Here is a 12,742-nt window from a genome sequence, read left to right as displayed (position 1 = left end):
GTGCGGGGCCACTGTGACTCATGCCTCGGCGGGGGCGCGGTCCGGCTCCGCGCCGGCGGCCGTGTCCGGCACGGGCGCGACGTCGGCCGGCCGGCGAAGGTATACCGCCCAGGTCACGGCCATGCACGCCGCGTAGAAGAGCAGGAAGGCGACGAAGGCGCCGGTGCCGGAGCCGACGGTGAGGAAGGACTGGCGGAAGGCGAGGTTGATGCCGAGGCCGCCGAGCGCCCCGACGGCGCCGATGAGGCCCATGGAGGCGCCGGAGAGCCGCCGCCCGTACGCCTCCGCCGCCTCGCCCGCGAGGCCCCTGCGGCGGCCCTGGGTGAGGAAGATCGCCGGGATCATCTTGTAGGTGGAGCCGTTGCCGAGGCCGCTGAGCGCGAAGAGTCCGGTGAATCCGATCAGGAAGACCGTGAGCGACTCGACGACGGAGGCGTAGAGCACGACCCCGGCGGCGACGGCCATCGCCGCGAAGGTGAGGAGGGTGATCCGGGCTCCGCCGTGCCGGTCGGCGAGCGAGCCGCCGACGGGCCGGACGAGCGAGCCGAGCAGCGGGCCGATGAAGGTGAGCGAGGCGGCCTGGAGCGGGGTGCGGCCGAACTGGGTCTGGAGGACCAGGCCGAAGGCGAAGCTGTAGCCGATGAACGAGCCGAAGGTGCCGACGTAGAGGAAGGCCATGATCCAGGTGTGCCTGGCCCGCACGGCCTCGCGCACCGCGCCGGTGTCGTTCCTGACGGGCGCCAGGTTGTCCATGAAGAGGGCGGAGCACAGGGCGGCGACGGCGATCAGCGGCAGGTAGACGCCGAGCACGATCCTCGGGTGCATGGCGCCGGCGGTGCCGATGACGAGGAGGCCGACGAGCTGGACGACGGGCACGCCGATGTTGCCGCCGCCCGCGTTGAGTCCGAGCGCCCAGCCCTTCTTCCGCAGCGGGAAGAAGGCGTTGATGTTGGTCATGGAGGAGGCGAAGTTGCCGCCGCCGACGCCGGTGAGGGCCGCGACGAGCACGAAGGTGCCGTACGAGGTGCCCGGCTCCATCACCGCGTACGCGAGCCCGGCCGGCAGCAGCAGCAACAGGGCGCTGATCACCGTCCAGTTCCGGCCGCCGAAGCGGGCGACGGCGAAGGTGTACGGGATGCGGATGACGGCGCCGACGACGGTGGCGGTCGCGATCAGGAAGAACTTCCCCGCCGCGTCGACGCCGTACTCCGGCCCCATGAAGAGCACCATGACGGACCACAGGCTCCAGACGGAGAAGCCGATGTGCTCGGCGAGCACCGAGAACCACAGGTTCCGGCGGGCGATCCGCTCGCCCTGCTCACGCCAGAAGGTCTCGTCCTCCGGCTCCCAGCGTTCGATCCACCGACCGCCGCCCATCCCGCACCTCCGCTGTGTCGTCCGCGCTCGTCCGCGCCGTGCCGTGCCGTGCGCGCCGTGTCGTCTGCCTGCGGGACCGACGCTAGGAAGCGCGCGTTTCAGGGCGGTGGCGGGACGTGACGGGTGCGGAACCTTGCTCTCACCCGGAGCGCGGGCGGGCTGTGAGCGCCCCCTGGACGCCCGCGACGATCTCGCCCTCCGGCAGCCAGGAGCCGGGCGGGCGGACGTGCCAGCCCTCGTGGGCGGCGATCTCGGCGGCGGCCCGGCGCAGGGCGTCGAGCCCGGGGTGTCGCAGCCCCTTGCGCCACACCAGGCTCACGGGTGCCAGGGGTACGGGGTCGACGAGGGGGCGCAGGACGCTGCCGGGCATGGCCGGGAAGTCGACGACGGCGAGGACCGGGACCTGGGACTTGGCCATGACCCGGCGGAACTCCTCCTTGCCGACGGCGAGCGGAGCGGGTGCGGCGACGCGGATGTCCCGGCCGGCGAAGAGGAGCGCGGCGTACGCGGTCCACTCGGGCGTACGGTCGTTGCCGGCGCCCGCGTAGACGTCGCGGCCGGCGAGCGCGGCCAGCGGCACCTCGGGGAGTCCGGCCAGCGGGTCGCCCTCGGGCAGCACCACGGCCATCGGCTCGTACCGGACGAACTGGGCCTCCAGACCGGCCCGCAGGCCCGGCGCGAGCCCGCCGTACCGCCCGAAGGACACGTCGAGCCGGCCGGCGAGGATCTCCCGCGCGGCGCCGGTGAGGCCGCTCTCGTAGCGGGCCATCAGCTCGAGTTCCGGGGCGAGTTCGCGGGCACGGTGGAGGACGCGCTCGTGTCCGAGGCCGGCGCTGTTGAGGTCGACGAACAGCGGGCGCGGCGCGGCGCGGAAGGCCTCGGCGAGCTCGTCGTGGGCGGCGAGGACCCGGTGGACGTAGGGCAGGAGCCGTTCGCCGTCCGGGGTGAGCGCGACCTGACGGGTGGTGCGCACGAACAGCTCGGCGCCCAGCTCGCGTTCGAGCCGGCGGATGTCGCGGCTGAGGGCCTGCTGGGCGACGAGGAGCCGGGCGGCGGCGCGGGTGAAGTGGAGTTCCTCGGCGACGGCGAGGAAGGCGCGCAGGAGGCGGGGGTCGAGATCGTCGGGTCGGGTCACCGCCGCACATTAACAACACGGGTGCGTGAATGGCCATGGAAGAGGTGTTGGACCGCCAGGGGCAGGCCGACGGAGCCTTGGTCCATGCCGCAACCGGAACTCCTCCTCACCCCCCACGGCCCCGCCCTGGCCCCCCGCTACCGCGAGGCGGCCGCCCGTACCCCGCACCCGAACAGGGCCACCACCCCGGCCCACCGCTCCGCCGAGGCCGCCGGCCCGGTTCCGCCGCACTCCGACGAGGCCGCGGACCCGGTTCCGCCGCACTCCGACGAGGCCGCGGGCCCGATTCCGCCACACTCCGACGAGGCCGCGGCCCGAGTCTCACCCTCCGCCGGGACCGCAGCCCCGCCCCGCAGGCTCCCCGCCACCGCGGGCGGATCCGCCAACGCCTACCTCCGTCTCTTCTCGCTCCCCGGCGCCCGGGCCTTCACCGTCGGGAACCTGATCGCCCGGCTGCCCGCCGGCATGTTCGGGGTCAGTGCCGTCGTGATGATCGCCGGGACGTACGGCTCCTACGCCCTCGCCGGGGCCGTCGGAGCCGCCGGGCTGGCCGCGGGTGCGCTCGCCGCGCCCTGGATCGCGCGGCTCGTCGACCGCCACGGCCAGGCCAGGGTCGCGGTGCCGGCCACGGTGTGGGCCGTCCTCGGCCAGCTGGCGCTGCTGCTGTGCGCGCACGCGCAGGCGCCGGCGTGGACGCTGTTCGCGGCCGCCGTGCTCGGCGCCACCGCACCCAACACCGGCGGCATGTCCCGCGCCCGCTGGGCGCATCTGCTCAAGGACGATCCGGGCGCCCTGCACACCGCCAACGCCTTCGAACAGGCCGCGGACGAACTGTGCTTCATGCTGGGTCCCGTCCTGGCCGCGCTCCTCTGCTCGGCCCTGTTCCCGGAGGCGGGCACGCTGGCCGCCGCCGTGCTCTTCCTCTCCGGGATGCTGCTCTTCGCCGCGCAGCGGGCGACCGAGCCGCCGGCCGCCCCGCACGCCGGGGGCGGCGCGCCGCTGCGCGCCCCGGGCATGCCCGCGCTGCTCGCGGTGTTCCTCGCCACGGGAGCGGTCTTCGGCTCGATGGAGGTGGTCACGCTCGCGCACATCGACGGGCCCGTGGCGGGCCCGGTGCTCGCCCTCCAGGCCGCGGGTTCCGCCGTGGCCGGCCTGGTCTACGGCCGGGCCCGCCGCACCGCGACGCTCGCCCCCTGCCTCGCCGTGATGGCCGCCCTGATGACCCTCCCGCTCCTCGCGGCCACCACCGGCTCGCGGCTCGCCCTCGCGGGCGCCCTGCTCGCGGCGGGCATGGCGATCGCCCCGACGATGCTCACGGGCATGGGCCTGGTCCAGCGGCTCACCCCGGAGGGCCGGCTCAACGAGGGCATGACGCTCGCGGTCACCGCCCTGCTCGGCGGCATCGCGGCCGGCTCGGCCACCGGCGGCTGGCTCGCCGAGCACGCCCCGTCGACGACGTACGGCTACGCCCTGCCGGTCACGGCGGCGACCCTGGCGCTCGCGCTGCGCGTGGCGACGCGGCGGCAGCGGATCCGGTGATCCGAGCACCTCAAGGAGCGGGAGGAGACCGTCTGCCTTCCGCGCTCCCCCGCCGACGCGGCCCGCCTCATGGCCGCCATCGCCGGGCCGCCCATGACAAAGGCCCGGCCGTCGCGTGCGACTGCCGGGCCTCTGCCCACATGGGATGAGTGGAGATGGCGGGAATCGAACCCGCGTCCAACGGTGCGGAACCAGGGCTTCTCCGTGTGCAGTCTGGTACGAGTTTCTCGGCCCTCCGGATCACCCAGACAAGTCCGGAACGGGCTCAGTCACTGTGTGATTTCCCTCTTCACCCCGTGACCGGGATCAAGGTTTAGTCCCCTAGCTGATGCCAGGATCCGGGTCGGGAACAGCCCCGGGCTGACACTTCGCGAGTCGCTACTTAGGCAGCGAGGGCGAAGGAATCGCGCTTGGTGTTGGCGATTATTGGTTTCGGCGCGTGGTTAACGAGATCATTGCCGCTTCCTCGACACGCTTCCCCTGCTTCGACATCCGCTGTCGAAACCGATCATCCCCATGTTGATTTTTCAATCGTGCGCCCGCTGCGGGGCGCGTGCACCCTCCGTGGGGTGCGTGGCCCATCGTACGTGACCAACGGACACGGTTGCCAGCGTATTCCCGGCGACCGGCCGCACCGGTTGCCGGGCCCGGTCGCCCCGGCTACCGGGCCTCCGCCGCCCGCTGCCGGCGCCGGGCCGCCGCGATGGCGCGGCTCGCCTCGCGGGTGTCCTGCTTCTCCTTCAGCGTCTGGCGCTTGTCGTACTCCTTCTTGCCCTTGGCGAGCGCGATCTCGCACTTCACCCGGCCGCCGAGGAAGTACAGCGACAGGGGCACGATCGTGTGACCCGTCTCCGAGGACTTCTGCTCCAGCTTGTCGATCTCGGCGCGGTGCAGCAGCAGCTTGCGCTTCCGCTTCGCCGAGTGGTTGGTCCAGCTGCCCTGGGAGTACTCCGGGACGTGGATGTTGTGCAGCCAGGCCTCACCGCCGTCGATCTGGACGAAGCCGTCGACGAGCGACGCGCGGCCCATCCGCAGCGACTTCACCTCGGTGCCCATGAGCACGAGACCGCACTCGTAGGTGTCGAGGATGTGGTAGTCGTGCCGCGCCTTCTTGTTCTGCGCGATGAGCTTGCGCTCAGGCCCCTTGTCCTGGCTCTTCTTCTTCGCAGGCTTGCCCTGCACGTTGACGAGTCCCTTAGCCATAGTGCGGTCATTTTCGCACTACGAGCCCCCTCCGAGGCCACTCAATACCGTGCGGGCCCGCTCCTGCGCCCGGTCGCCGCCGCCCTCGCCGCCTCCTCCGCCCTCGGCGGCGAGGTCCGGGGTGATGCCCCGGCCGTCCACCGCGTGGCCGGCGGGCGTGCGGTAGTGGCCGACGGTGAGCTCCGCCACCGAGCCGTCGGGCAGCGTGCTGGGCATCTGCACCGAGCCCTTGCCGAAGGTCCGCGAGCCGACCGTGACGGCCCGGCCGCGGTCCTTGAGGGCTCCGGTCAGCAGTTCCGCCGCGCTCATGGTGCCGCCGTCGATCAGCGCCACCAGGGGCCGGGCGGTGTCGCCGCCGCGTTCCGCGTACACCGCGTGCTGTCTGCCGTCGACGTCGTACGTGGCGACCAGGCCGCCGTCCAGGAAGGCGGAAGCGGCGGTGGTGGCCTCGGCGAGCAGCCCGCCGGAGTTGCCGCGCAGGTCGAGCAGGACGCCGGCGTGGGCCGGCGCCGAGCGCACCGCCTGCCGTACCCGCTCCCCGGTGCCCTTGGTGAACGCGGCCACCCGGATCAGTACCGTGCGGTCGTCGAGCCGGCGGACCGTGACCGGGTCGACGTCGAGCCGGACGCGGCGCAGTGACGGGGTCCAGGAGTGGTCGCGGCGCTGCACGCCGAGGGCGACCGTGGAGCCGGGGACGCCGTCGCCGCGCAGCAGGGACACGATCTGGGAGACGGAGAGCGCGTCGACCGGGCGGCCGTCGACGGCGGTGATCCGGTCGCCGGGCCGCAGCCCGGCCCGCTCGGCCGGCCCGGCGGGCGTGACCCGGCTGATCTCGACGCGGTCCCGGGACGCCCGGCGGGCGGAGAGGCCCACGCCGGTGTAGGAGCCGTCGAGGGCCTGCTCGAACTCGGCGTACTCCCGCTTGTCGTAGACGGCGCCCCAGCGGTCGCCGCTGCGGCTGACGAACTCCTCGGCGGCCTTCTTGCCGGACTTTCCGTCGGCCATGGCCTCGGCGGCGGCCCGGGCGAGCGCGGCGCGGTCGACGGTGTCGCGGCCGGTGCCTTCACGCCCGGAAGTGCCGCGGGTGCCGGCGTCCGCCGCGGAGGCGGGTCCGGACTCGTAGGCCTGCTCCCCGCGGGGCAGCACCCCGGTGGCGGCGGCCGCGCCGAGCACCCCGGCGAAGACCAGCGTCAAAGCGGCCCCACGGAGGACTCCGCGGGGCCTGCGACAGAACTCGGGGCCGGCACCGGCACGCATGTCGCCCACTCTAGGACAAGCAGATGGCGCCGTACGGGGGTTGGCCGTACGACGCCATCCGGTCACGACGAGTGAACTGTCACACCTTCAGGTACTTGCGCAACGCGATGAAGGCGGCCAGAGCCGGCATCAGCAGACCGATCGCGAGGACGAGCGGCAGCTTGGCGAAGACGGCGTCCCAGCCGATGAAGTTCACCAGCTGCATCTTCTCGGCGAGCGCGATGCCGTGGTCGATCAGGAAGTAGCGGCCGACGAGGAGCATCACGCACGCCACCGCGCCGCCGAGGAGACCGGCGAAGGCGGCCTCCATGATGAACGGCATCTGGATGTAGAAGTTGGTCGCGCCGACCAGCCGCATGATGCCCGTCTCGCGGCGCCGACTGAACGCCGAGACGCGCACCGTGTTGACGATCAGCATCAGCGCGATGACCAGCATGAGCCCCATGACGCCGAGCGCGGCGATGTTCATGCCGTTCATCAGGTCGAAGAGGTTCTGCAGGATGTTGCGCTGGTCCTGGACGGACTCGACGCCGTCACGACCGGCGAAGGCGGTCGCGACGACCTTGTACTTCTCCGGGTCCTTGAGCTTGACCCGGAAGGACTCCTGCATCTGGTCCGGGGTGACGACGGAGGCGATGGCCGTGTCGCCGTACTGCTCCTTGTAGTGCTTGAAGGCCTCGTCGGCGGACTCGTGGTGGACCGTCTCGACGATGTCCATCTTCTTCAGATCGGCCTCGATCTGCTCCTTCTGCTCCTTGGTGACGGCACCCTTGGCACACCTGGCCGTGGTGGTCCCGTCGCTCTTGTTGCAGAGGAAGATGGAGACGTTGACCTTGTCGTACCAGTAGTCCTTCATCGTGCTGACCTGCTCGCGCATGAGCAGGGCACCGCCGAACAGGGCCAGCGACAGGGCCACGGACACGATGACGGCGAAGGTCATCGTCAGATTGCGCCGGAGACCGACCCCGATCTCGGAGAGCACGAACTGAGCGCGCATGGTGTGACTTTCCCCTGTCCGCTCAGTGCTGGTAGCCGTAGACGCCGCGCGCCTGGTCGCGGACGAGGCGGCCCTTCTCGAGCTCGATGACGCGCTTGCGCATCTGGTCGACGATGTTCTGGTCGTGGGTCGCCATGACGACGGTGGTCCCTGTCCTGTTGATGCGGTCGAGCAGCTTCATGATGCCGACCGAGGTCTGCGGGTCGAGGTTGCCGGTGGGCTCGTCCGCGATCAGCAGCATCGGCCGGTTGACGAAGGCCCGGGCGATGGCGACGCGCTGCTGCTCACCACCGGAGAGCTCGCCGGGCATGCGGTCCTCCTTGCCGCCGAGGCCGACCAGGTCGAGCACCTGGGGCACGGCCTTGCGGATCTCGCCGCGCGGCTTGCCGATGACCTCCTGGGCGAAGGCCACGTTCTCGGCGACGGTCTTGTTCGGCAGCAGCCGGAAGTCCTGGAAGACCGTCCCGAGCTGGCGGCGCATGTGCGGCACCTTCCAGTTGGACAGCCGGGCGAGGTCCTTGCCCAGGACGTGGACCTGGCCCTGGCTGGCGCGCTCCTCGCGCAGGATCAGCCGCAGGAAGGTCGACTTTCCGGAGCCGGAGGAACCGACGAGGAAGACGAACTCCCCCTTCTCGATCTCCAGGGAGACGTCCCGGAGCGCGGGGCGGTTCTGCTTCGGATAGGACTTGGAGACGTTGTCGAATCGGATCACGGATGCACCACGGTCGGCCGGGAGTAGGTGTGCGTGACCATACGCGAGTCGGGATGGCCCGTGCAGTCGCGGTCCGGGCTTGCGTGCTTTATCCTTTTCGTCCTTTCGCTCGCACTCTTACGGGGCGCGCCGAAAAGCCCGGGAGCTGGCACAGTGGTAAGGGGAACGCACGGACCGTGCCGGGCGTTGTCCTGATACGGACCCCTGCGGGAGGAGGAGAGCGCATGACCTATGACCGGCTGGTGTGCGCCAACTGCGCGGCCCCCGTCGCGGAGGGCCGCTGCCCCGTCTGCCGCGCCAATCGCGAGCGACTGCCCCAGCCCGCGGGCCTGACCCCGGCGATGCTGCTGACCCTGGTGATCGCTCTGGTGGCGGCGATGGCACTGCTGGCGGTCGTACAGGGCGCGTGAGCGCCGGAGCGCGAAGGAGTACGCAGGGGCCCCCGGAGGGGCATACGGCGGAAGGGCCGGAGGTGCGGGAAGCACCTCCGGCCCTTTCGCGCGCTGTACGCCTCAGCCGGACGGCCTACGGCGTCCGCGGCCTACGCCTGACGGTCTCAGGCGGCGGTCCGGCCGCTGACGAGACGCGGCAGGAAGCGGAAGCCGATGCCGCCGGCGATCATGGTGGCGGCGCCGATGATCAGGAACGAGGTCTCGGCGGCGCCGGTCTCGGCCAGCTCCTCCTTGGCCTTGCCCTGCTCGACGGGCTGCGAGCCGGCGTTGTTGGTGCCCGGGTTGTTGTCCGCGCACTCGGCACCGTCGAGGTCGACGGTGCAGGTGCCGGCGCCACCGTCGGTGGAGCCACCGGAGGTGGTGGAGCCGGTGCTGCCGGTGGAGCCGGTGGACGTGCTGCCGGTGCTGCCGGTGCTGCCCGTGGACGTGGAGCCGGTGGAACCGGTGCTGCCGGTGGACGTCCCCGAGGAGGTGCCGTTCGAGGTACCCGAGGAGGTGCCGTTCGAAGTGCCCGAAGAGGTGCCGTTCGAGGTACCCGAGGAGGTGCCGTTCGAAGTGCCCGAAGAGGTGCCGTTCGAGGTACCCGAGGAGGTGCCGTTCGACGTGCCCGAAGAGGTGTTGCCCTCGGACGTGCCACCCTCGGAGGTGTTGCCCTCGGAGGTGTTGCCCTCGGACGTGCCACCCTCAGAGGTGTTGCCCTCAGAAGTGTTGCCCTCGGACGTACCACCCTCAGAGGTGTTGCCCTCAGAGGTGTTGCCCTCAGAGGTGTTGCCCTCAGAGGTGTTGCCCTCCGACGTACCACCCTCGCAGGAGAGCGGGTCGACCTCACAGCTCGGGTCGTCGAGGGTGATCGAGATTTCGGGGCCGTTCACGGCCTGAGCGGCACCCGCGACGGTGAGCGACGCGCCGGCCGCGATCACGGCACCGGCAGCTATCCGCGCGACGCGGACCCGCGTCTTCTTGGTCATCTGGCTGCTACCCCCAGTAGCTGAAAATCGTCTGTAGAGCCGCGCGCGGGGCTCCGGAACCACGGGGGTGCCACACGTACTGGACCTGCCCCCGTTCACACGCGCCCCAGAAACACGCATGCCGCGTGCCACCCTTCCGAGTTTCCGATGACACGTCAAGGTCGTTGCGCGTGCGATGCCCGAAAGATCACCTTCTGCCCGCCATGCGGCGATGCAACTGTGACGTAAACCCTGAACTCCCGGCCACGCTCGACTGGTTCTCATGTCGACAAAGCGTCAGAACCGCCAACGCACCGCTTGCGCCCGCGAATCGTCCGAACGAAGCGACCATTCAGCTCGGCGAAGTGCCGGTCCAGGAACACCACGAGGCAGAGGTCACGACGACCGAGGTACCGGGGAGCCGTCACCACAGCCGAGGCTCAGGCGGCGGCCCAGTCCATCGCGTACAGGCCTACCAGGATGGCCAGGAAGCTCACGGAGGCACCCCATCGCCCCGCGGTTCCCCAGTTCTCCCAGCCGCGCCGACCTTTGGTCGATACCAGGAGCCCCAGCGCTCCGAGTATGAACAGCGCCAGTCCGTAGTGCGGCATGAAGGTCAACATCCTTCCGGCATCAATCCGCAGTTGGCTCTGAAATACCGCGCCTCGTAAGTCACCGTTGCGGCCACGCCGATGCTCGTGTTGATCTTGTCGTATCGCTCTGCGGCTTTGCCGAGCCGAACGGCTTCCCCCAGTCCGCGGCGCATCTTGTGGAACCCGTTCCGGGGTTCGTGGCACTGCGAGTCGTCGACCTGAGTGCGCTCTGTGCGGACGCCCCACGGTACAGAACCCTGCCGAGCGTGAGGGCCGCACCTCCGCCGGCGATTCCGACGAGATCCAGGGTTCCCCGTGGTGAGTGCGACTCCGCGCGCGTCCGTGGACGTCACCGGGCGGTCGGCGTTGTCGTACGTGGTCCTGGTGACGCCCTTGTCCGGGTCGTTCGCCTCGGTCACGCGGCCTCGGGCGTCATAGGTCCAGGAGACACCGGCCGGGTCGGTCATCCTGGCGAGCTTCTCGTGCTTGTCGTACGCGTAGGTCGTGGCCTGGAACCCGGTGCGCGTCCACGATGGTCGTGACGGCGGTACCGCCCTTGGGCGGCGCCTGCCGAAGACCGGCGACGTGCGGGTGAAGTGGTCCCGCTCCCTGCCTTCGACGCCGTCCACGGTGACCGTCGTCAAGGACAGCGCGGGCCGGTACTTCGCGAGCTTCGTCGTGGAGAGTGGCCCGGAAGAGGTACTGCCGCAGACGACGCCCGAGATCGGCATCGACCTCGGACACTTCGCGGTCCTCTCCGACGGGACGAAGATCGACTCCCCGCGCTTCCTGCGCCGGGCCGAGAAGCGCTAACAGGAGCAAGGCCCGGCTGAAGGTCGCCCGCGCTCACGCGCGAGTGGCCGACGCGCGGTCACGAACGCCGACCATCCGGCGTCGTGGACGGACTTGGCCAGGCGCGTACGCGCGAGTCCTTTCACCGCCAGGTCTCCACGGCGACCGCTTGGTTCTCGCGGATCAGCCGTGTGGAGAGCCGGTGGTGGAACTCGCGGCGGCCGCCCGGTACGGGCGGACCTTCGTCCGCATCGGCCGCTTCGAGCCCACGTCTCAGGTGTGCTCGGCGTGTGGCGTCAAGGACGGCCCGAAGCCCCTGCACGTCCGCGAATGGACCTGTGGGGCCTGTGGGACGGTCCTGGACCGGGACATCAACGCCCCGGTCAACATCGCCAAGGCCGCCGGACTGGCGGTGTCAGCCTGTGGAGCGCAGGTAAGACCGGGACTCGTCCCGGCACCGCGCGGCGAAGCAGGAACCCACCCGAAACCGCAAGCTTCAACGGCGCGGTAGGCGGAAATCTCCCCCCTACAGGGGGGAGAGGATGTCACTGCGCCTGTTCCTGCTGCTTGCGCCAGCGGATGCCGGCCTCCAGGAAGCCGTCGATCTCGCCGTCCAGGACGGACTGCGGGTTGCCGACCTCGAACTCCGTACGGAGGTCCTTGACCATCTGGTACGGGTGCAGGACGTAGGAGCGCATCTGGTTGCCCCAGGAGCTGCCGCCGTCGCCCTTCAGGGCGTCCATCTTGGCGCGCTCCTCCTGGCGCTGGCGCTCGAGGAGCTTGGCCTGGAGGACGTTCATGGCGCTCGCCTTGTTCTGGATCTGCGAGCGCTCGTTCTGGCAGGAGACCACGATGCCGGTCGGGAGGTGGGTGATGCGCACCGCCGAGTCGGTCGTGTTGACGCCCTGGCCGCCGGGGCCCGACGCGCGGTACACGTCGATGCGCAGGTCGGACTCGTCGATGTCGACGTGGTCGGACTGCTCGACGACCGGCAGGATCTCGACGCCCGCGAAGGAGGTCTGACGGCGGCCCTGGTTGTCGAAGGGCGAGATGCGCACCAGGCGGTGCGTGCCCTGCTCGACGGAGAGCGTGCCGTAGGCGTACGGCGCCTTGACCACGAAGGTGGTCGACTTGATGCCGGCCTCTTCCGCGTACGAGGTCTCGTAGACCTCGGTCGAGTAGCCGTGGCGCTCGGCCCAGCGCAGGTACATGCGCTGGAGGCGCTCGGCGAAGTCGGAGGCGTCCACGCCGCCGGCCTCGGCCCGGATGTTGACCAGGGCCTCGCGGGCGTCGTACTCGCCGGAGAGGAGGGTGCGGACCTCCATCTCGTCGAGCGCCTTGCGGACGGACACCAGCTCGGTCTCGGCCTCGGCCCGGGTGTCCGGGTCGTCCATCTCCTCGGCCAGCTCGAAGAGGACCGCGAGGTCGTCGATGCGGCCGCGCAGTGCCTCGGCCTTGCGCACCTCGGCCTGGAGGTGCGAAAGCTTGCTCGTGATCTTCTGCGCCGCCTCCGGGTCGTCCCACAGGGACGGGGCCGCGGCCTGCTCTTCGAGCACGGCGATGTCTGCCCTCATCTTGTCGAGGTCCAGTACGGCCTCGATCGACCCCATGGTCGAGGAGAGGGACTTCAGCTCTTCGGATACATCGACGACTGCCACGCGTCCAGCGTAACGGCTCCGGGCCGGGACCCGGACTCCCCTACGCCCGTGAGGCTTCCGAGGCGCCCCGGAAGCCGCCG

At 70.8% G+C, this 12,742-nt stretch carries 11 protein-coding genes, 1 other RNA gene and 1 pseudogene; 3 read left to right on the top strand and 10 right to left on the bottom strand.

All coding sequences use genetic code 11. From position 1 onward, the window contains the following. Positions 1-18: 18 nt before the first annotated feature. Positions 19-1,377: a nitrate/nitrite transporter gene (locus ESG85_RS27285; protein ID WP_128983771.1), complete on the bottom strand. Its 1,359-nt coding sequence runs from the start codon at positions 1,375-1,377 to the stop codon at positions 19-21. Between the two features lie 139 nt (positions 1,378-1,516). After that, the gene (locus ESG85_RS27280; protein WP_128983769.1) at positions 1,517-2,512 is read right to left on the bottom strand and encodes a LysR family transcriptional regulator; all 996 of its coding nucleotides are present in this window, start codon (positions 2,510-2,512) and stop codon (positions 1,517-1,519) included. 84 nt (positions 2,513-2,596) lie between these two features. On the opposite strand from ESG85_RS27280, the gene ESG85_RS27275 reads away from it, so the two are divergent. Beyond that, a complete protein-coding gene (locus ESG85_RS27275; RefSeq protein WP_246095310.1) occupies positions 2,597-4,051 on the top strand; it encodes an MFS transporter in 1,455 nt (484 codons plus the stop codon). Positions 4,052-4,198: 147 nt separating this feature from the next. Here the strand turns inward: ESG85_RS27275 and ssrA are convergent. The 5 genes from ssrA to ftsE form a co-directional block, all read right to left on the bottom strand. Further along, positions 4,199-4,567: a transfer-messenger RNA gene (gene ssrA, locus ESG85_RS27270) on the bottom strand. 144 nt (positions 4,568-4,711) lie between these two features. Next, the gene (gene smpB / locus ESG85_RS27265; protein ID WP_128983767.1) at positions 4,712-5,254 is read right to left on the bottom strand and encodes an SsrA-binding protein SmpB; all 543 of its coding nucleotides are present in this window, start codon (positions 5,252-5,254) and stop codon (positions 4,712-4,714) included. A gap of 18 nt (positions 5,255-5,272) precedes the next feature. Continuing rightward, complete coding sequence (locus tag ESG85_RS27260) at positions 5,273-6,511, bottom strand: S41 family peptidase (RefSeq protein WP_128983765.1); 1,239 nt, start codon at positions 6,509-6,511, stop codon at positions 5,273-5,275. A gap of 79 nt (positions 6,512-6,590) precedes the next feature. Then, positions 6,591-7,508, bottom strand: coding sequence for a permease-like cell division protein FtsX (ftsX, locus tag ESG85_RS27255; RefSeq protein WP_128983763.1), 918 nt, complete (start codon positions 7,506-7,508; stop codon positions 6,591-6,593). A gap of 22 nt (positions 7,509-7,530) precedes the next feature. Continuing rightward, positions 7,531-8,220: a cell division ATP-binding protein FtsE gene (ftsE, locus tag ESG85_RS27250; RefSeq protein WP_128983761.1), complete on the bottom strand. Its 690-nt coding sequence runs from the start codon at positions 8,218-8,220 to the stop codon at positions 7,531-7,533. Positions 8,221-8,444: 224 nt separating this feature from the next. Between ftsE and ESG85_RS27245 the strand changes: the two genes are divergently transcribed. Next, positions 8,445-8,630 (top strand): hypothetical protein, encoded by a 186-nt coding sequence (locus tag ESG85_RS27245; RefSeq protein ID WP_128983759.1) that lies wholly within the window; start codon positions 8,445-8,447, stop codon positions 8,628-8,630. Between the two features lie 146 nt (positions 8,631-8,776). On the opposite strand, the gene ESG85_RS27240 is transcribed toward ESG85_RS27245, so the two are convergent. Both ESG85_RS27240 and ESG85_RS35140 read right to left on the bottom strand, forming a co-directional pair. Further along, positions 8,777-9,640 carry an LPXTG cell wall anchor domain-containing protein gene (locus ESG85_RS27240; protein ID WP_128983757.1) on the bottom strand — a complete coding sequence of 288 codons (864 nt, stop codon included), beginning with the start codon at positions 9,638-9,640 and terminating at the stop codon, positions 8,777-8,779. 419 nt (positions 9,641-10,059) lie between these two features. After that, positions 10,060-10,230 (bottom strand): hypothetical protein, encoded by a 171-nt coding sequence (locus tag ESG85_RS35140; RefSeq protein ID WP_164986328.1) that lies wholly within the window; start codon positions 10,228-10,230, stop codon positions 10,060-10,062. Between the two features lie 549 nt (positions 10,231-10,779). Between ESG85_RS35140 and ESG85_RS37035 the strand changes: the two are divergent. Continuing rightward, positions 10,780-11,515: pseudogene (locus tag ESG85_RS37035) on the top strand (RNA-guided endonuclease InsQ/TnpB family protein); the annotation flags it as partial. 34 nt (positions 11,516-11,549) lie between these two features. Here the strand turns inward: ESG85_RS37035 and prfB are convergent. Next, the gene (prfB, locus tag ESG85_RS27225) at positions 11,550-12,662 is read right to left on the bottom strand and encodes a peptide chain release factor 2 (RefSeq protein ID WP_128983754.1); all 1,113 of its coding nucleotides are present in this window, start codon (positions 12,660-12,662) and stop codon (positions 11,550-11,552) included. Positions 12,663-12,742 lie beyond the last annotated feature (80 nt).

This window comes from Streptomyces roseicoloratus (assembly GCF_004117935.1).
Taxonomy (GTDB): Bacteria; Actinomycetota; Actinomycetes; order Streptomycetales; family Streptomycetaceae; genus Streptomyces; species Streptomyces roseicoloratus.
Note: the sequence above shows the minus strand (reverse complement) of the source record. Positions and strands in the feature narration are given on the sequence as shown.